This window comes from Thalassospira sp. NFXS8 (assembly GCF_040148805.1).
Lineage (GTDB): Bacteria > Pseudomonadota > Alphaproteobacteria > Rhodospirillales > Thalassospiraceae > Thalassospira.
On the sequence record NZ_JAGEMF010000003.1, the window covers coordinates 54,742 to 71,228 of the forward strand.

The 16,487-nt window shown below is 44.7% G+C and carries 27 protein-coding genes and 4 pseudogenes; 27 read left to right on the forward strand and 4 right to left on the reverse strand.

The window, feature by feature from the left end; all coding sequences use genetic code 11:
• The first annotated feature begins 94 nt into the window (after nucleotides 1–94).
• Nucleotides 95–256 (forward strand): hypothetical protein, encoded by a 162-nt coding sequence (locus J4E05_RS16595; protein WP_349597740.1) that lies wholly within the window; start codon nucleotides 95–97, stop codon nucleotides 254–256.
• A gap of 344 nt (nucleotides 257–600) precedes the next feature.
• Nucleotides 601–1,002: a hypothetical protein gene (locus J4E05_RS16600; protein WP_349597743.1), complete on the forward strand. Its 402-nt coding sequence runs from the start codon at nucleotides 601–603 to the stop codon at nucleotides 1,000–1,002.
• 472 nt (nucleotides 1,003–1,474) lie between these two features.
• Here the strand turns inward: J4E05_RS16600 and J4E05_RS24105 are convergent, their stop codons facing one another.
• On the reverse strand, nucleotides 1,475–1,696 hold the full coding sequence (locus J4E05_RS24105; protein WP_503012355.1) for a transposase: 222 nt from the start codon (nucleotides 1,694–1,696) through the stop codon (nucleotides 1,475–1,477).
• A gap of 72 nt (nucleotides 1,697–1,768) precedes the next feature.
• Here J4E05_RS24105 and J4E05_RS16605 point away from each other — a divergent pair, with 72 nt between their 5' ends.
• The 12 genes and pseudogenes from J4E05_RS16605 to J4E05_RS16655 all read left to right on the forward strand — a co-directional run.
• Nucleotides 1,769–2,350 (forward strand): DUF4304 domain-containing protein, encoded by a 582-nt coding sequence (locus J4E05_RS16605; protein WP_349597745.1) that lies wholly within the window; start codon nucleotides 1,769–1,771, stop codon nucleotides 2,348–2,350.
• 409 nt (nucleotides 2,351–2,759) lie between these two features.
• Nucleotides 2,760–3,056, forward strand: coding sequence for a transposase (locus tag J4E05_RS24110; RefSeq protein ID WP_503012356.1), 297 nt, complete (start codon nucleotides 2,760–2,762; stop codon nucleotides 3,054–3,056).
• Nucleotides 3,022–3,543 carry an RHS repeat domain-containing protein gene (locus tag J4E05_RS16610; protein ID WP_349597748.1) on the forward strand — a complete coding sequence of 174 codons (522 nt, stop codon included), beginning with the start codon at nucleotides 3,022–3,024 and terminating at the stop codon, nucleotides 3,541–3,543. Before J4E05_RS24110 ends, J4E05_RS16610 begins: the two co-directional genes overlap by 35 nt.
• Nucleotides 3,544–3,741, forward strand: a complete 198-nt coding sequence (locus J4E05_RS16615) for a hypothetical protein (protein ID WP_349597749.1) — start codon at nucleotides 3,544–3,546, stop codon at nucleotides 3,739–3,741.
• A 229-nt stretch (nucleotides 3,742–3,970) separates the two neighbouring features.
• Nucleotides 3,971–4,522, forward strand: coding sequence for a suppressor of fused domain protein (locus tag J4E05_RS16620; protein WP_349597752.1), 552 nt, complete (start codon nucleotides 3,971–3,973; stop codon nucleotides 4,520–4,522).
• Nucleotides 4,523–4,840: 318 nt separating this feature from the next.
• Nucleotides 4,841–5,305 (forward strand): hypothetical protein, encoded by a 465-nt coding sequence (locus tag J4E05_RS16625; protein WP_349597754.1) that lies wholly within the window; start codon nucleotides 4,841–4,843, stop codon nucleotides 5,303–5,305.
• Between the two features lie 313 nt (nucleotides 5,306–5,618).
• Nucleotides 5,619–5,990 (forward strand): hypothetical protein, encoded by a 372-nt coding sequence (locus tag J4E05_RS16630; RefSeq protein WP_349597757.1) that lies wholly within the window; start codon nucleotides 5,619–5,621, stop codon nucleotides 5,988–5,990.
• A gap of 220 nt (nucleotides 5,991–6,210) precedes the next feature.
• Nucleotides 6,211–6,798: a hypothetical protein gene (locus tag J4E05_RS16635; protein ID WP_349597760.1), complete on the forward strand. Its 588-nt coding sequence runs from the start codon at nucleotides 6,211–6,213 to the stop codon at nucleotides 6,796–6,798.
• A 265-nt stretch (nucleotides 6,799–7,063) separates the two neighbouring features.
• Nucleotides 7,064–7,324, forward strand: a complete 261-nt coding sequence (locus J4E05_RS16640) for a hypothetical protein (RefSeq protein ID WP_349597763.1) — start codon at nucleotides 7,064–7,066, stop codon at nucleotides 7,322–7,324.
• A gap of 123 nt (nucleotides 7,325–7,447) precedes the next feature.
• Nucleotides 7,448–7,768 (forward strand): hypothetical protein, encoded by a 321-nt coding sequence (locus J4E05_RS16645; protein ID WP_349597766.1) that lies wholly within the window; start codon nucleotides 7,448–7,450, stop codon nucleotides 7,766–7,768.
• Nucleotides 7,768–8,091, forward strand: a complete 324-nt coding sequence (locus J4E05_RS16650) for a hypothetical protein (RefSeq protein WP_349597768.1) — start codon at nucleotides 7,768–7,770, stop codon at nucleotides 8,089–8,091. Before J4E05_RS16645 ends, J4E05_RS16650 begins: the two co-directional genes overlap by 1 nt.
• A gap of 102 nt (nucleotides 8,092–8,193) precedes the next feature.
• Nucleotides 8,194–8,365, forward strand: a pseudogene (locus J4E05_RS16655) (transposase); the annotation flags it as partial.
• Here J4E05_RS16655 and J4E05_RS16660 read toward each other — a convergent pair.
• A pseudogene (locus J4E05_RS16660) lies at nucleotides 8,363–8,521 on the reverse strand (transposase); the annotation flags it as partial. The pseudogenes J4E05_RS16655 and J4E05_RS16660 sit on opposite strands and share 3 nt — an antisense overlap.
• 225 nt (nucleotides 8,522–8,746) lie before the next feature.
• On the opposite strand from J4E05_RS16660, the gene J4E05_RS16665 reads away from it, so the two are divergent.
• Complete coding sequence (locus J4E05_RS16665) at nucleotides 8,747–9,307, forward strand: hypothetical protein (protein ID WP_349597770.1); 561 nt, start codon at nucleotides 8,747–8,749, stop codon at nucleotides 9,305–9,307.
• A 140-nt stretch (nucleotides 9,308–9,447) separates the two neighbouring features.
• Nucleotides 9,448–9,807, forward strand: coding sequence for a hypothetical protein (locus J4E05_RS16670; RefSeq protein WP_349597772.1), 360 nt, complete (start codon nucleotides 9,448–9,450; stop codon nucleotides 9,805–9,807).
• 79 nt (nucleotides 9,808–9,886) lie between these two features.
• Here the strand turns inward: J4E05_RS16670 and J4E05_RS16675 are convergent, their stop codons facing one another.
• On the reverse strand, nucleotides 9,887–10,372 hold the full coding sequence (locus J4E05_RS16675) for a hypothetical protein (protein ID WP_349597774.1): 486 nt from the start codon (nucleotides 10,370–10,372) through the stop codon (nucleotides 9,887–9,889).
• A gap of 49 nt (nucleotides 10,373–10,421) precedes the next feature.
• Between J4E05_RS16675 and J4E05_RS16680 the strand changes: the two genes are divergently transcribed.
• The 6 genes and pseudogenes from J4E05_RS16680 (at nucleotide 10,422) to J4E05_RS16700 (ending at nucleotide 13,735) form a co-directional block, all read left to right on the forward strand.
• A complete protein-coding gene (locus J4E05_RS16680; protein ID WP_349597775.1) occupies nucleotides 10,422–10,856 on the forward strand; it encodes a hypothetical protein in 435 nt (144 codons plus the stop codon).
• Nucleotides 10,857–11,416: 560 nt separating this feature from the next.
• A complete protein-coding gene (locus J4E05_RS16685; protein ID WP_503012357.1) occupies nucleotides 11,417–12,211 on the forward strand; it encodes an RHS repeat domain-containing protein in 795 nt (264 codons plus the stop codon).
• Nucleotides 12,169–12,387 (forward strand): annotated as a pseudogene (locus J4E05_RS24115) (polymorphic toxin type 50 domain-containing protein). The gene J4E05_RS16685 and the pseudogene J4E05_RS24115 overlap by 43 nt, the downstream one beginning before the upstream one ends.
• A 33-nt stretch (nucleotides 12,388–12,420) precedes the next feature.
• The gene (locus J4E05_RS16690) at nucleotides 12,421–12,807 is read left to right on the forward strand and encodes a MafI2 family immunity protein (RefSeq protein WP_349597780.1); all 387 of its coding nucleotides are present in this window, start codon (nucleotides 12,421–12,423) and stop codon (nucleotides 12,805–12,807) included.
• Nucleotides 12,808–12,836: 29 nt separating this feature from the next.
• Nucleotides 12,837–13,313: a hypothetical protein gene (locus J4E05_RS16695; RefSeq protein ID WP_349597783.1), complete on the forward strand. Its 477-nt coding sequence runs from the start codon at nucleotides 12,837–12,839 to the stop codon at nucleotides 13,311–13,313.
• A complete protein-coding gene (locus tag J4E05_RS16700) occupies nucleotides 13,313–13,735 on the forward strand; it encodes a hypothetical protein (RefSeq protein ID WP_349597786.1) in 423 nt (140 codons plus the stop codon). Before J4E05_RS16695 ends, J4E05_RS16700 begins: the two co-directional genes overlap by 1 nt.
• 84 nt (nucleotides 13,736–13,819) lie before the next feature.
• On the opposite strand, the gene J4E05_RS24120 is transcribed toward J4E05_RS16700, so the two are convergent.
• Nucleotides 13,820–13,930 (reverse strand): SymE family type I addiction module toxin, encoded by a 111-nt coding sequence (locus J4E05_RS24120; RefSeq protein ID WP_503012358.1) that lies wholly within the window; start codon nucleotides 13,928–13,930, stop codon nucleotides 13,820–13,822.
• Nucleotides 13,931–14,008: 78 nt separating this feature from the next.
• Here J4E05_RS24120 and J4E05_RS24125 point away from each other — a divergent pair, with 78 nt between their 5' ends.
• The 5 genes and pseudogenes from J4E05_RS24125 (at nucleotide 14,009) to J4E05_RS16720 (ending at nucleotide 16,407) form a co-directional block, all read left to right on the forward strand.
• Complete coding sequence (locus tag J4E05_RS24125; protein ID WP_503012351.1) at nucleotides 14,009–14,170, forward strand: polymorphic toxin type 50 domain-containing protein; 162 nt, start codon at nucleotides 14,009–14,011, stop codon at nucleotides 14,168–14,170.
• A complete protein-coding gene (locus J4E05_RS16705) occupies nucleotides 14,170–14,481 on the forward strand; it encodes a MafI2 family immunity protein (RefSeq protein ID WP_349597787.1) in 312 nt (103 codons plus the stop codon). The genes J4E05_RS24125 and J4E05_RS16705 overlap by 1 nt, the downstream gene beginning before the upstream one ends.
• A gap of 77 nt (nucleotides 14,482–14,558) precedes the next feature.
• Nucleotides 14,559–15,568: pseudogene (locus J4E05_RS16710) on the forward strand (IS3 family transposase).
• A gap of 135 nt (nucleotides 15,569–15,703) precedes the next feature.
• Entirely contained in the window at nucleotides 15,704–16,180 is a 477-nt protein-coding gene (locus J4E05_RS16715) for a hypothetical protein (protein WP_349597788.1), read from the forward strand.
• Complete coding sequence (locus J4E05_RS16720) at nucleotides 16,168–16,407, forward strand: hypothetical protein (RefSeq protein ID WP_349597791.1); 240 nt, start codon at nucleotides 16,168–16,170, stop codon at nucleotides 16,405–16,407. Before J4E05_RS16715 ends, J4E05_RS16720 begins: the two co-directional genes overlap by 13 nt.
• Nucleotides 16,408–16,487: the final 80 nt, after the last annotated feature.

Genomic DNA, 16,487 nt, shown 5'->3' on the forward strand with positions numbered 1-16,487 from the left:
GTAAACCGTGAGTTCTACCTGACAGCCCCGTTAAAAATGGGGGGATTACCATGTCAGTTTGGCGATCCACAAAATCACGATTGCGCAAGACACAATGCAAACGCACAAGACATTCTGGTACTCACTTGACCATATTGGCTCCGTGGTTCTGACGGCGGATGCCGCAGGTGTGGTAAGTGAGGCCATGTCCTATGACGCGCACGAGGCACGCCGTGAAGTAGCATGGGAAACAGCTCTTCTGCCAATCCGACTGTGACGCAAAGCTTTAATCGCTACGCCTATGTACATAATAATCGTCTTTCCTATACCGACCCAACCGGGTTTTCGTTGTCTAATTCCGATGGTTCAATAGTATCGGGGCCGAACGGGTATGGGATGCCTAAAAATGACCTTGATGGTTGGAATGGATGGGATGGAAGCATGGAAGTCAAGGAGATGGCTAGCCTCTTCCGTGAACCGTGATCGCTTCATGTCGTTTGTCTCCTTCTTCATGACAGACTCTACTCATTTTTGGACGAGTTTTAAGGGCTCAGGTCAGGTGGGCAATCCCACTGGTGGAACAAAACGACATGGTCCAGTAGAGCTGTTGGGGAAACCGTAATGAAGATATTTAAAGAATCTATGTTTCAGCCAGATGGGTCTATCGTTCAACTTTTTGATATATTGCAGAAGTTGGAGAGAAATAAACTGATGTGGTCGGTGCTGTACTTCGAGGGTATTGGCCGAGCACCTAATTTACTTTCGATGGAAGAGTTTGAGCGAGAAATTGAAATAGGAGAATTAGGATTTACTATGGATTGGGCTGAGTTATTTGCGTTCTCTCAGGGATTGGAGCAAACATTTGATTGCGTCGTCGTTGGATACAAAAGGGATCAAGTGTTTGATAAAAATAGAATATTGAACGGAGAGGATGAGGGATGTGAAGTGATTATTGATGCGTTTGACAGTGAAGAGTGGATAGTGAAGGATCAGGGAAATGATAATATTTTGGATGTGGTCTGAATTTATCTGACAGGATAGGTTTTTTATGTTTCACAAAAAGCAGAAAAATCAGGGACGGGTTTTTTATTGATGGAGCGATGGTTCGCAATGATTATGAGGTTCGTTTCATATCCTAATAATCCGTACCGGTTCTTCCTTGATGCCTCTCAGGGTAATCCGAACATTGACGTTCCGAACGATTTTCCTCTTGACCGCCAGGAGTTGTGATACGTCTTTATGGGTGGAAACTTTACCAAACCTACTTCGCTGCCATTTTATGATTGTGATGATGTGACCGGTTTAATTTCATGATGAAATCTGATTTCTCCTTTAGAGTCCTACCCAATTAGGTTGAGGCATAACCGGAATTTCTGAAGTGGTTTCTGCAATCCTGAGGCAGGAATTCATCAAGGAGAGAACCAATCGTGTGCCATGTATCTTCTTTGGTTCTTTCTTAGGCTCTACGTAGTAGTCTTTCGAGCTTTGCAAAGATCTATTCAATTGGGTTGAGATCAGGACGGTAGAGCAGCAGGAAGAAAACATGTGCGTTTACCTGGCGAATGGCTTTGCGGACAGCCTTGCCCTTATGAGATGAAAAATTGTCCAGAATAACAGCATCTCCGGAGTTGTGGATCAGTACGAGACACTGTCGAACCCATGCCAAAAACCGTTCGGCATTAATTGGACGGTCGAAGACGTACGGCGCTAGATAAATCGAAAAATATAAAGAGGCGACAGGTAATAATGGTCGCTTGGTTTGCTGAAGTCCTTTGAGGTAGGAGAAGTAATGCTAGCAGACTTGATAAAAAATTACGTTACTCCGCTTTTGAAACAGCATGGCTTTAAAAAGAAGGGTTTAACATGGAATAAATCTAATGATGGATTTGTTCAGGTTGTGAATTTTCAATTGAGCCGTTTTAACAGCGATGTGGAAAAGGATTTCACGATAAATATTGGTGTTTTTAATTCGCAGGTGTGGAAAAAATGCTGGGGAAAGGAGCCGCCAAAAGTTATCAAAGAAGAAGATTGCTTCCCACGTATGCGAGTTGGCCGGTTGTTAAACAAACCAACGGACCACTGGTGGACGTATGATGCGAACACTAATGATAGTGGTATTGGTAAAGAAATTAAGGGGATACTTGGAGAAAAGTGTTTACCGTTCTTAAATGCTATGTTGGATCAGAATGAAGTTTTTAGATTCTATTCAGTTCATACAGAATGCTTAATGCTGATAGAGAAGGTTTATTTGGCGATCATTAAACATGATGTCGGCGACGTTCGTTACTCTGAAGAATTACTATCTGAGATTGCTGTCGCTTCAAAAGATTGGGCTAAAAGAGTTGATCAGGTTCGTTCTCAGCTAAGCTAGGGTCTGAACCCAATTGGAATGCTTGAAACTTACAGCCGAAGTGTGATTCACCCTTTGGGAAAGGGAGTTATCACATGGCACGATTTGGTTTGAGCGATAAAGAATGGGTGATCATTGCTCCGTTTCTTCCGGTTAACGGTCGGGGACCGAAGCGTTGCGATGGCATAATAGTTCTCAAGGGCATCTCTTACATTTTTTGAACCGGCGCGCTCAGGCGGGATATTTCGGGAAGGTATGGCGCGCCTATGACACTATAATCGTTATGTCCGCTGGGGAGAACGCGGCATATGGTACGATATATTCGGGCCCTGGCATCAGAAGATGAAGATGTGCTTGTCTTTACCGACAGTTCGATTGAGAAGGCTCATCGCGCAGCGGCTGGGTCAACAAAGGGGAACTCGCAGAGGGTATTGGACGCTCATGCGGCGGCAGGACAAGTAAAGTTCACGCCGTTGTATATGTACTCGGTCGCCCGTTGCGCCTTGCGATCAGTGGTGGACAGCTCCATGACGGCAAAATAATCGAATGTTTTCTGAATTGGGCAAAACCACCCTTGGCCATTGTTGTCGAAAAGGTCTATGGCAGTGCACTTATCCGTAAAGAGATAGAGAATGCAGGAGCTTTGCCGGTGATCCCCGCCAAGGTAAATGCCAAAAGCCGATCCCTTGGGTATGGATACAGATCTGCATTATATTCGGGCCGATGATTTCAGTCTGGCGATTCATAAGATCACGATTGCGCAAGATACAACGCAAACGCAAAAGACTCTCTGGTATTCACTTGACCATATTGGCTCTGTGGTTCTGACAACAAATGCCGCAGGTGTGGTATGTGAGGCCATGTCCTATGATCCCCACGGGGCATGCCGTGAAGTAACATGGGAAGCAGCTCTTCTGCCGATCCGCCCCTATGACACGCCGCGCGGTTTTACCGAGCCTGAACAGCTTGATGCAGTTGGCATCATCCATATGAATGGGCGGATTTCTGATCCGGAGCTGGGCCGGATGCTCAGCCCTGATCCCAATGTGCTCGATCCGACTGTGACGCAAAGCTTTAATCGTTATGCCTATGTCCGTAACAACCCACTTTCATACACTGATCCAACAGGGTTTTGGGAGGACTTTGGTGACTACGGACCTGGACGGGATTTTGGGGGAGAAAGCTATCCTGATATGATCGTCAACGAGTTTTGATTGGTCAAGGGGGGGGGGGGGGCTGCTGCGGGCTTTATTTCTGCTGTGATCGATAAGATAAAAGACTTCTTGAATCTTAATGAAGAGGCAGAGCCAGAACCGGATGCTCGTCCTGAAATTGATGAGGGAAATGTACCAGCTGATGTAAATCTAAAAACAACCAGAAAAGGTCGAGGTCGTTTCGAAAGGGAACAGTAAAAGATGCTTGGGATTTGGCTGAAGATGGCGTTGTTGCTGGTATGAAAAGGTGTGTAAGTTGTGGGAAGGACGTAATGGTGCAAATGGATGGGATGTGGATCATGAGCCGAAATGGAAGGATCGAGATCCTCGTGGCCTAGACCGAAAGGGAATTCTCGATGAGTAAAATAAAAATACACGTCTGCGTTGTCCAGGTTGCAATAGATCAGATAATTGGTCAGGTTGAATTATGAACATAATTGATCACATAGAAAAATACATCGGTCCAATACAGGAAGGTTGGAAGGATAGAGATTCAAATTTAAATATTCAAATTGTTCGCTGTAATGATGAGCTCGAAGAAAATTTGAATCATTTTTTATCTCTTGGGTTGAGTGATTCTATTCTCTCGATTTCACCGAGGAAAAAAGTTCGGCAGGAGTTTTTGTTTTCAGTGCGTTCGTTCGACAACGATAGTTTAATTTGTTATTTTTTGATGTTGGTTTGTGAGGCTGTTATTGCTAGGAAAAAAGCTGTTTTAAGAGGAGAATATATTAGATTGCCTGCTGAAGTCGCTATGGATATGGGGTTTGATGCGCTTTACTGTTCAATTCCTATGTTGCAAGAGGATGGATTTTCAAGCTTCGATAAGGTTGATCCGCCTGTAATTATGGTTTGGTTGATTCCAATATATAAATCAGAAGTGGAATTTGTTGAGTTAAACGGTTGGGGTATGTTTGAAGATGTTTTGCAAGAGAATCAGCCTGATTTATTTTCTATTTCAAGGTCGAAATTATTTTAGATTAATAAAATTTTTATAATATATTTATCCATTTCATGGGGCGTGTTGGCCGTATGTTATTTTATGTACATGTGGGGGGGGCTTGAGCGGGAGCTTTCAGTCGAGTGTGGTTTATTTTTTATGATTTAAGAAACAGATTTTGAGGGACAACACTCGAGTGTGAGAGGGATGATCCTCCTGGGGGGCTTGCATGCTCATAGGTTTCAACAAGGATTAAGTGTCCCTGCAGGCTGAGTTTTCAAGAAGTTATAGAAATGTGTAGTTTTATGGGGAGGCAGGAGTGCTTGGACGAGCTTTAACAAGCCGTCGCGGGGCACGATGCTGACGGCTTCGGCAGTGACGCATACGCGCTTTGTTTATGGGCCGGATCGTGCGCGCATTCGTCAGAAGATTGTCGAGAACAATATTACCACGGAAGTAGCCTATGTCGGGAGCTATTACGAGTGCCGGACGGTAGTTGATGGTAACGGTGGTGATACGACGGGTGTGGATACACATCTGCACTATATCCGGGCTGATGATGTCAGTCTGGCGATCCATAAAATCACGATTGCGCAAGATACAACGCAAACGCAAAAGACTCTCTGGTATTCACTTGACCATATTGGCTCTGTGGTTCTGACAACAAATGCCGCAGGTGCGGTAAGTGACGCCATGTCCTATGACGCGCACGGGGCACGCCGTGAAGTAACATGGGAAGCAGTTCTTCTGCCGTTCCGCCCCCATGATACGCCGCGCGGCTTTACCGGGCATGAACAGCTTGATGCGGCTGGGGTCATCTGAATAGCCGCATCTATGACCCGGAACTGGGCCGGATGCTCACAGTCCCGATCCCAATGTGCCCGATCCGACTGTGACGCAGGAGTTTAACCGTTACGCCTATGTGCGCAATAATCCCCAGTCCTATACTGATCCAACCGGGTTTTATATCTTCTGAGATGGCGGATGGTCCTCAGGAGGTTATTCTGGAGGAAATGACCGGGGAGGTGATCATTCTCCGGTTCATGGAAGCGAAGGCGGAGACCACGTTGCGGGTAGTTCGGAAAGAGACACGATAAGTGTGGGTGACAAATATTCTCAGACAGATATCGGGATAATGACTGAGCTGGTTGTTGTGTCAGCTACCCGAGATTATGTTCCAAATGGAAAAGAACCGGATGGATATCCGAATAGCGGTGACGGCGGGGGAGAACACAACTATTCGGATTTAGCCTTTGATATTGTTGTTGACATCAGTCCTCTTGGAGATGTCAGGGATATTATCGAGGCAGGTGAACGTGGTAATTATGCCATGATGGCACTTTCGACGGGGAGTCTGGTATTGTCGTTTACGCCGGCAGGTTGGGGTGTTAAGGCGATAAAGGTCGCGTTCAAATTCCTTCGAAGACCAAAAAAGATCGATAAGTTTATTAGGAGGTTTCGCAAGGTATCTAAGATTTCAGATGTAAGGAAAAAAACTCCAAGTTAGCCAATATTGAGACTGATGTTCCGATAGATGAGTTTGAAGAAAATCTTGTTAAAAATAGATTTAAAAAATCAACGTCTATTGATGGAAATGTTAGTAATTTTTTTCTAAGGGAAATAGTAAATATACTACACGTGTATTTTCAAAATCTACAAGAGGGCCGACGGCTGATTTTTTTAAAGACGGAAGTCCTGTGTTTAAAATAAGGTTGAGAGGAAAATAAATGAGAGTTATTAGAGATGTCGATGATTTAAAAGATGCATACAGTTATATCTGTGAGTCGGTTTTTTTGGATAGGAAGCTTCCCGAAAAGGTATTCAGTAAAGAATTAATTGAGTTTCTTTTTATTGCATTTGATGATGTTATGATGCCGTTTTTTTTCAAGAAAATTACGGAATATTTGAGAAAGAATGAAGGTGACAGGTTTTGGATGATGTCTCTTGATCCGGACCCATATCTTTATTTTGGGGCAAACTATAATTATCTTGGGGCTGTTGAATTTTTTTCTTCCGATACAGAAGAGGACTATATATCAGCATTAAACGACTATCCAGAAAATAGTTTCGCAGATGCACTAGCCCATAATGCAAATCTGCTTGTGTTTTTTTCGCCTGAAAAAGATTTTGTTATTTACTGCGACCGTGATGCAGATATTGGTATATGCGCCTTCAAAGATGCTATAAGAATGCAGAATTTTATGAATATTTATGGAGAAGAATTGTTGGGTGGTAAAGAAGCCGCGGCATATTATGCATATGGCGAATTTCAAGAGAGCGAGAAGTTTGAAAAGTTTATTGATAGTTATGCGTGATAAAATCACTCTCGCTGGTCGATTTAGGATTTTTGGTTAAATTTTTCCAGATTATGATTGGCAAAAGGAGTGCATTTTTAAAGTTATAAGCGGACCCACTTTAGGGTGAAGAGTAGAATTTTTCGTGAATTTCTCGTGGTAATAAAACATGAAGGAAGGGGCTATTGGTAAGAAAAGGTTCTCGTGAAAGGAGTGATTGGGTGTGAATATTAATCAATTAAATCATAATTTTCACAGGTATATATGTTCTTGTTGATCAAGTATTATGGAGGTTTTATGGGACTGGGATAATTCACCGGGAAGAAGTGGCAGTATCAATGCTGAAGTCAAAAATAAGCAGGCTGTGCCGGGGAAAAATTCAAGTCTTTTAAGAATAGAAAAACAAGCTCTTGCCAGTGGATATGAGTATTCCCTGGGGGCTCTTGTTTACTTTATAAACACTCCTATCAATGCGGTGTTGGGGCGGACTAGCACGAAATTTCGATTTGCCTTAACGGAGGATTTACTGGATTATATCCAGCGTTGAGCCGCCTACCTCTATTGAGGAACAGATTGCTCGAGGGGCGGGGCAGATGGTAGGTGGGGTGCAGCGGAGATTGGTGCCGCAAATCGAGTTGCGAATGTGGGAACTTTGGGGCTTCGGATAAGGGTGCTGGATGAGGTTCCAAAGGGCGCAGACGACTTTGTAGATGGATACCGAGCTGTTTTAAAAGCCGAGACTGATGATATTGCCAAGCATGGATTCCGACTTAACCCCAATGGTCAATCGATGCAGGATAAATGGTTTTCTGAAACCCGTCAGGGTGCTGAAACATTCAAGCAGAACTATTCCGGTCTGGAGGACGTTATTAGCGCTAAAGTCCCAAAAGACGTATATGAGCGGAGTTATAAACATCCAAATATAGATAATACAGGCCCAGGATTTTGTGTTGCTTGCGATGATTTGAGTCGCTTGAAGGCGGGGCAGTGATGAGCACAAAATTACGATTTAATTTTATCTGGGTGCCAAGCTCTCTAGGTGGGCATAACGGGGAACCATACGAAGGTCTGCGCACAACTATTCGTTGGCAGAAATATTTAAATGAGTTTTTACAATGTGCAAGGGATGTCCAGTGGGAAACGATTGATTTTGATCCCATGGGTTCTCAGGGAGAGGCTACTTGTCGGTTGACTTCAGATGAACCTTTGCCAAGCGAATGGTTAAAAAATGGTGAGCTAATTGAAATGCTTAATGGCTATCGTGTTTTAGCTATAGGGAGAATATTCACTGAGGCAGATATTAAGCCCCGCTAACGTGGGGCTTCAGACTGCTGACAAACTCCTCGCCTTTGGCGGGGAGTTTTGATTCAATAGGCCGTGCTAAAAAAAACTTCCGCCCAACAAACCTAACTCGAGATGGTGACGCTGAACAGTCTGGTTCCAGCAGACCATCTGCTTCGCAAAATCGATGCCGTCATCGATTTCAGCTTTATTTATGACCGGGTTGCCGGGCTTTATTGCGCCGATCATGATGTTCAGGGCCTTTTTCATTGGCTATCTGTTTGGTGTTCGTTCTGAACGCCAGCTTGGCGTCCGATACCTCCACCCCGCCAAACTTCGACTTACAGCGGTAAAAAGTCTGCTCCGCAATACCGTGACGGCGGATGATATCCTTCACCGCAAATCCTGCTTCCTGTTCCTTCAAAATCCCGATGATCTGTTCTTCTGAAAAGCGTTTCTTCATCTTGAGTTCTCCTTTGCCTTAATTTGGAAAACTCACTCCAAAAATGCGACTGTTTTCAGGGAGAAGGTCAATTACGGACCTGGACGGGATTTTGGGGGAGAAAGCTATCCTGATGGAAGCCCGATAGAAGGAGGGCAGCATGGTCCTATGATGGATCGGCCATCCGGGGATAATTCACCAGGAAGAAGTGACAGTATCAATGCCGAGGTCAAGAATTGACAGGCTGTGCCTGGGCAAAACTCAAGTTTTTCAACAATAAGAACGCAAGCTCTTGCCGGTGCATATGAGTATTCCCTAGGGTCTCTTGTCAACTTTATAAACTCTCCTATCAATGCAGTGTTGGGGCTGACCAGCACGAATTTTCGGTTTGGTTTAACGCAGGATTTACTGGATTATGTTGAAGTTGGACTGCCTATATCTCTAGAGGAACAGGCTGCTCGAGGTTTTGGGCAGGTAGTTGGTGGGGTGCTGAGCCTGGCTGCGGCGGAGATTGGTGCCGCAAATCGAGTTGCGAATGCGGGAACTTTGGGGCTTCGGAAAACTGTAGCAAAATCGGATCTTCCCTTAGATTCAAGTAAGGGGAAAAGTGTAGATTTCATTGCAGACGGAAGAGGAACAGTTGTTTCAACGAGTCAAAGTCAAATGCGGAAAGGATTTGATGATGCAGGTTTCCCATCTATGAATGTCGTGTCACCTACAAGCGGAAACTCAGTTGGCAAGGCCCATACGATGCCGGATGGAAACATTACGCGCACAATGTCGGCAGATGGCCGAAATCCGCAGTGAGCATCGTTTACCAATAGGAATGGCGGAGCTATTGATCCTTTCATTAGCAAGCCTCCTCAGCCACAAAGTGGGTTGAGCCGAGCTGAGAGGAAACAGTTTGTGCGTGAGCGTAGCCACATAATTCAGGGACAATAAAAGCTATGAATAATCTCATTGACAAAGTCAGAAGGCAGCTTCCGCTACATGTTCGGGATATTTCGTGGGATGGGGATAATTTTGTTATTTTGGGTGAAGATTGGCGGTTCTCTACAAGTTGCGTTTGGCGAGTGCTGAATGAAGGTCAAATTAAATATGCTTGTTGGGATGAAAAATCGGAAATCTTGATAAAGGAGATGGTCGGAGAGAAAATTGTTTCACTAGATATTCAATGTGAGAGGATTAATGTGGACCCCGTTTTTATAATGTCTGGTAATAAGATTGTCGAAATTTTTTCATGTAGTTCGTTAGAGCCGTGGGAAATGCAGTTTTTGAATGGAGAAATTTATATAGGTAATAGCTAATAAATTAGTCGTGAAAAAAACGGGACAGATTTATTTTTTTTTGATGGAGCGGCGGTTTACAACGAGTGCGAGATCCACTTCACATCTTAATAATCTTCACTGGTGCTTTCTTGGGTCCGGTCAGAACAATCCGAACAGTGACGTCCCGAACGATTTTCCCGGATTGCTGAAGTCGTATTTTCATCTTAATGACCGAGAGCGGTGATTCTGGAGTTTTGTTGGCGTCAGCTAGTCTAACAATTCCATTTTGGGTTTCAGAAACCTTGTTTTTGAAGGAAGGTTCGATGATTTTTTCGTTTTGTGGTGTCTGACTGACAGGAGGCGATGAGGTGGAGAGGCTTGGCACAATATGGATGAGGCTGTTGGCGAGTTCATCGTCCATGCCGTCAATTGACAAAAGCTGTGCCCGCCTTGAATTCCTCTCATCGCTGTCGATCTTGGCGGGGGATGTAGAATTATCCTGTTTAAGGGGGCTTCTGGCGCTTTGCGAGATGGCGATTATGTCATTGGCGTTGGCCTTGGCTTGGTCAGCAGAACGTCCGTGAGCGATTATAAGTTTGGCCAAAAGGGTACCTCTTGGTAAGAAAAAGTTCTCGTACAAGGAGTGATTAGGTGTGAATATTAATCAATTAATATTTAACTTCCGTGGTTTTCTAATTTCGTCTTGGTCAAATGTTATGGAGATTTTGGAGCACTTGGACTGGGATAATTCACCTTACTTTCTTGACGACTGGATGCAGGCGAACTGGGAGTTTTTCGTCGAAAAGCGTGCCTTGGAATCTGAGCAGTTCCTTGTCCCTTATGGCGGCAATAGCTCATCAGAATGTCGTTATACAGATAAGGGTAGAGTGTTAACTCATCGTGTGACTTGCAAGAAAAAGGGAGAATCGAAGTCCCAGTACTATTTCTTTAAGTTCGTGACAAAAGATGATGGATGTATTAGAATTTGGTCGCCTTTCGATTATATTTATGTTGAAGATATAAAGACTGGTGATAGATTTTATCTTGCTTTCGATGAGGTGGAGTTTTCTGTTGATCAGATAGTTTGATTTTGTAAATGTTGTAGGTATTAAATTGAAATAAAAAATATTAATTTGTGATCGCCTATTAAACATAATGATAAGTTGGGTCGGAGTATTTATTGAAATATTTTTCAATAAAAGGCTGCTCATAATTTTTTATTTATCACTGACAAGAGTATTTGGATATATTGTTCTCTCTATATAGATAGTGTTCCGATTCTGATATATCCTAACTATTCCCCTTGATATCATGGCGTTTGTTGAGTGCCCGACGTTCGTGAGTGAGGATATCTTCAGCGCTTTTGCTCCACCTGGAGGATTTGAGTGTCTCGTTGTGCCGAGTGAGATAGTCGTAGATCGCAGTCTCGAGATCGCGGACACTGGTGTAACTGCCGCGTCGGATGTGACGGGTGGTGGGGGATTATTACGAGCGGCGCACGGTCGTTGATGCGCAGGGTCATATTACAGGTACAGATCGGCATCTGCATTATATCCGGGCCGACGATGTCAGCCTGGTGATCCATACGATCGAGATTGTACCGGACAGTACGCAAACGGAAGAAACACTGTGATACTCCCTTGATCATATTGGCTCGGTGGTTTTGACGACAGATGCGAGTGGTAATGTGAGTGAAGCGATGTCTTATGACGCGCACGGGGCGCGTCGGGAAGCGAGCTGGGAGGCCGTCCTTTTACCGGTGCGTCCGGTTGATACGCCACGAGGCTTTACCGGGCATGAACATCTCGATGCAGTTGGCATCATCCATATGAATGGGCGGATTTATGATCCGGAGTTGGGCCGCATGCTCAGCCCTGATCCCAATGTGCCCGATCCGACTGTGACACAAAGCTTTAATCGTTACGCCTATGTGCATGATAATCCCCTCTCCTATACCGATCCGACCGGGTTCTCTCTTTCTCAGAATGGACGTCGAGGGGAGCTTGGAGGAGGTACCCGGGAAGCAAACGATTATGGAAGCTGGGGCGGAGGAAATGACCGGGGAGATGGCACTCCCGCCAAAAGCACAACCATAAACGGGAATGTGAAAAATAAAGAGGCTGTGCCAGTTCCTAGCAAAAATGCCTCTCTCGGTGCTGGGATAAAGGGTGATTATGTATCCGGTATGGCTACAAATGATATGTTTATGGGAAGAGGTGTTAATCGAAGGTTGGAAGGTCCTGGGGGAGGAGGTGGTTCGATTGGCGGTGCTGCTGTCGCGCTTGGTGGTGCGGGTTTTATTTCTGCTGTGATCGATAATATAAAAGACTTCTTGATCTTAATGAAGAGGCAGAGCCAAGTGCTGGTCCTGAAATTGATGAAGATAAACAAGGTAAGCACATTGAGGGCCATAAAAACTATGGACTTGGTCGCAGTACGGTAGATCACGCCAATCTTCAAGGTCTCGTAGACAAATACGCTGGTACTGGCGTGTAAGTTGGACCAACGGAAAGAGGGATGCCGGGATTTAAGGAGAGAGTGGATTTTGGGGAGGAAATTGGCACTTTTAAAAATAAAGATACCAAGGAAGAGCTACCGACGACGAAAGGAATGATATAAAAAAGGAAGGGTTCATGTTGTTCCTGCGAGGCCATGATGAAACTTGATATACACTCACAGCTATTTGCGAAGATTGTTTTACAGGGCGTCCTATTAAATATGGTGACTCCTAATATGAGGGGGATTGCTTGTCGGGTTAAGAATAAGAAACTGGGGCTATTTTTTTTGTTTGAGAAAAAAATAAGTGATGAAGATTTTGATATCTATACAGAAATTGAAACAGAAGCCATAGCACAGTACCCAGATGATTACGACCTCGAGTCAAAAGCCATTTCCCTTGATATGAGTCAGAAAAGGTTCTGTAAAGAAGGGTATGAATGGGTGTACCTGCGAAAGGAGAAGGAAACTGACAACAATCATAAGGAGATTGGAACGTCGGGCAGCGGAGTGTTTAGAAGAGATGATGGGGCACAAATATAATATGATAGCGACCCAAGGGGGAGCTATTATTGGTAAAAATTCCCCTGCATGGCGTAAAGAACAAAAAGACTATTGGAAAAACGAATGGGATAGTGGGCGCTTTGATGACATGTGATGGAAAGTTCTTAAATCCAGATTCGGGTTATTCTGTTGTATTTGATGATGATGGGCGTGTGGCTTACGCCTATCTTCTCAATGAAAGCGAGGCGATTGTTAGCGACGTTTGGCTATACAATTGTTGTGCCTCTCCGTCAGAACCAGAGTGGAAAGACCCGGAAAAAATGCCATTTGCTAATCCGGTTGGTTTTGTAAAAGCCAACGAAGATTTTTCTCCTGTTAAAGACATTTCAGAAATTAGGGTGCAGTGGGGCTCATCTGAAGGAGCAGTAAAGGCAAATGTTTTTATCCACGATGAACTGTTCGCTATTTTAGTCGATGGAGAAAAGCCAGGGTGGTCTATTCTGGCTACAAAGAATGGACCTCTTGCTAAAGTTCTGGAGCGCTAATGACCATCTTAACAGAGTTGCAGAAAATAGAATCGTCTCTCAATGGTTCAAAAATAACAATAACCGAAGCGGCTGATCTGGCTAAAAATATGCCGCCAGAGTTGTTGCGAGGGTGGTTGATGGAAGCTTTACAGAACTACCCTTTATCGGGTGTTTGTTTTTGGCTTGATCAGGACGATGATGAATCTGGGTTGGGAGCTGATTTAAAGTGGTTTACCGCTGATCAAATAATTGAGGAGGCGTTATCTGCCTATCCAGGAAAAGTGGTTTTAAATCTTGGTTATCTTCCGGTTGCGGCCTGTTTGTCTGGTTCTGATGATCCTTATTTTTTGAAAATGAAGGGTAATAATTTGGCTGATCCTGCTTTGGTTCGCATACCTCACGATTTAGTTGCAGAAGATGACAGATATCCTGAAAAGTGAAATAGAGGTTGTTTGTAACTCTATTAGTCTCTTTTTTAATCTTTCCGAAATTGATTAAGCCCGCAGTCGCGGGCTTTGTTCTATCTACGCTATCGTCACAACCAGACAGCCTACCATTACCCTGACCCTAATCGGTGTATCAATCTCGAATCCGGCCTGAATCAGCCAGTGGCCTTTAAGATGAGTCTCGCCAATCGGCGTTCGGTCACGTCAGTTTTGTTGAAGTTGGTATGAGTGGTAAGCCTCCCTGACCTTGAGTTGTCGTTGGTGGGCATGGATTTTGGCCGAGCACAAAGCTACCGTATCGTCTTCAGTCATAACAACAGAGATTGTTCTTATGTCGATGACAAAGGAAAAATAAAGCAAAGAACATCAAAGGGAACCATACATTATGATAAAAATGGAAAAGTCCATGTTGTTCCGGCGAGGCCATAATGGAGAATGAGTTCGATACCAACTGGAGGGCACGTCTTATTTTGCAGGTGTCTCTTTTAAATATGATTACACCTAACATACGTGGTGTAGCTTGTTGTATGGAAAACAAGTTGTTGAGGATTTTTTATGTATTTGATGGGGCGATTAGTGAAAGGGATGTAGAAAATTATGATCAAGTTGAAGGACTTGCTATTTCTCATTGTCCAGATGGATATGATGTCAGGACTGACGCCATTTCGCTAAAAGCGGAAGAAAAAAGAGCCTGTAAAGGAAATTATGAGTGGATTTATTTGCGACAGGAGGCGTTCTAGGGCCTGTTGACCTTCTCCCCGAAAACAGTCGCATTTTTTGAGTGAGTTTTCCAAATTAAGGCAAAGGAGAACTCGAGATGAAGAAGCGCTTTTCAGAAGCACAGATCATCGGGATTTTGAAGGAACAGGACGCAGGATTTGCGGGGAAGGATATCATTCGCCATCATGGTATTGTGGAGCAGACTTTTTACCGTTGGAAGCCGAAGTTTGGCGGTTGCTCACCTCGCGGCAGAGCACCAGTTTACCGAACGCCGCGCTTGCGGGCTTGTCGGCATCAGCCGCCCGGTTTTGCATTATACATTCAGAAGAGAGGATGATGCGCCGACACGATCACGTCTCAAGGCTTTGGCCGGTATCGCCGCTATGGCTATTTGCGGCTGCATGTCTTTCTGCGCAAGGAAGGTCTCGTGGTCAATGCCAAGCGAACCTGGCGCCTTTATTATGAAGAGGGACTTCAAGTGTGTCGCCGCAAACGCAAACGGCTGGCGCATCGGGATCGCATTCCCCTAGCGGCAGCCGTTCGCCCCAACCAGCGCCGGTCTTTGGACTTCGTTTCGGATGGCTTGTGGAACGAACGTCGGTTCCGGGGCTTGAATATCGTCGATGATTGCACACGGGGCTGTCCTGGCCAGATTGTCGACTTCTCGATCTCCGGAAAACGTCTCACCCGATATCTTGATCAACTGGCTATGACCCATGGCTATCCGGACGAACTGGTTCATGATAACGGCCCTGAACCGACTTCCTGGACGATGTTTGAATGGTTGCAAAAAACCGGGGTGCAGCTACGGTTTATCCAGCCCGGCAAGCCGACACAGAATGCCTATGTGGAATAGTTAATGGCAAGTTCCGGGATGAATGTCTAAATGAGAACTGGTTTGCAAGCATCCACGAAGCCCGCAAGACCATTGAGGCTTGGCGGAGACATTACAACACCGTCCGGCCCCACTCGGCGCTGGACGACGAAACCCCGACCGCCCTCGCAAAACAATTCCATCGACGGAGACGCGACCTCCAGTCGCCTCCGGCTCCTTGCGGTCCCGTCCCCGTCGTGGCAAAAGTATCAACGAAACCACTCACCCTGTAAGTGAGACTGTTCCGGGGGGGAGTTCAGGAGTCTAAGAGGCAAGAAAGAATTCGGACAGCAGTAAATTCTTACCTTAGAAATGTATCGCAGATAGAGACGGCTAACCATTGTATTCAGATAGCAGCTGCTATTGGAGTGAAGTCTAAGTGGGTGGATGTAAAGACTCATTCTTTGCATGAGATTAGTGGATTTGACCTCCTCACGACGGAGGATGTTGAAGAGTTTGAGCGGCATCTCGGCATGAGCGAGGCTGCTTCAGCCGTGGGAATGGCGCTGTCTCTTCGTAATGTGAAAGGGCCATTAGCGAGCAGCACGAAAGTGGCCGCTACGGAAGCAAAAGCGGCATTGCCGCAGCATACTAAGCATAGCTTGAATCAAAAAATGAATAGGAACGTGCGTACTGTAGACGAACTGGATGCAATTAGGAGTCCGCTGGATAAAAAACCGGTGAAGTTTGATAGCCAAGGGCGACCAAGTCAGAGGTACGTTGGTTCAAAGGCAGAAGTGGCCATTAACCCAGAAACAAACAAAATTGTGTCGGTTAATCCAACCTCTGCGAAGAAAACAGCACGTTTAGAACGTCAACGTGAGTTGGAAAGATGGTTAAAGTAAATAGTAACGATATTGCTTTTATGTTGGAAAAACTTGAATTAACGCCTGTAATACGGGAAAGCCTCCAATCTATGAGAAATCCAAGTGACATCAACGAAGATATGGCTGATGAGATAAGGGATATCTGTATAGAAAGGCTTGATGAGATAGGTTTTGATGAAGACTATGAGTTGACTGCTATAGGAAAGAAATTAGATATATTAATTGATAAATTGTTTGTTGGGTAGATTTTCAATGAAATAGTGTTCTCCGCCTGACATAAGATACCTGAGATTGGCAGAATGTGTTATACTCGGAAACGAGTTTG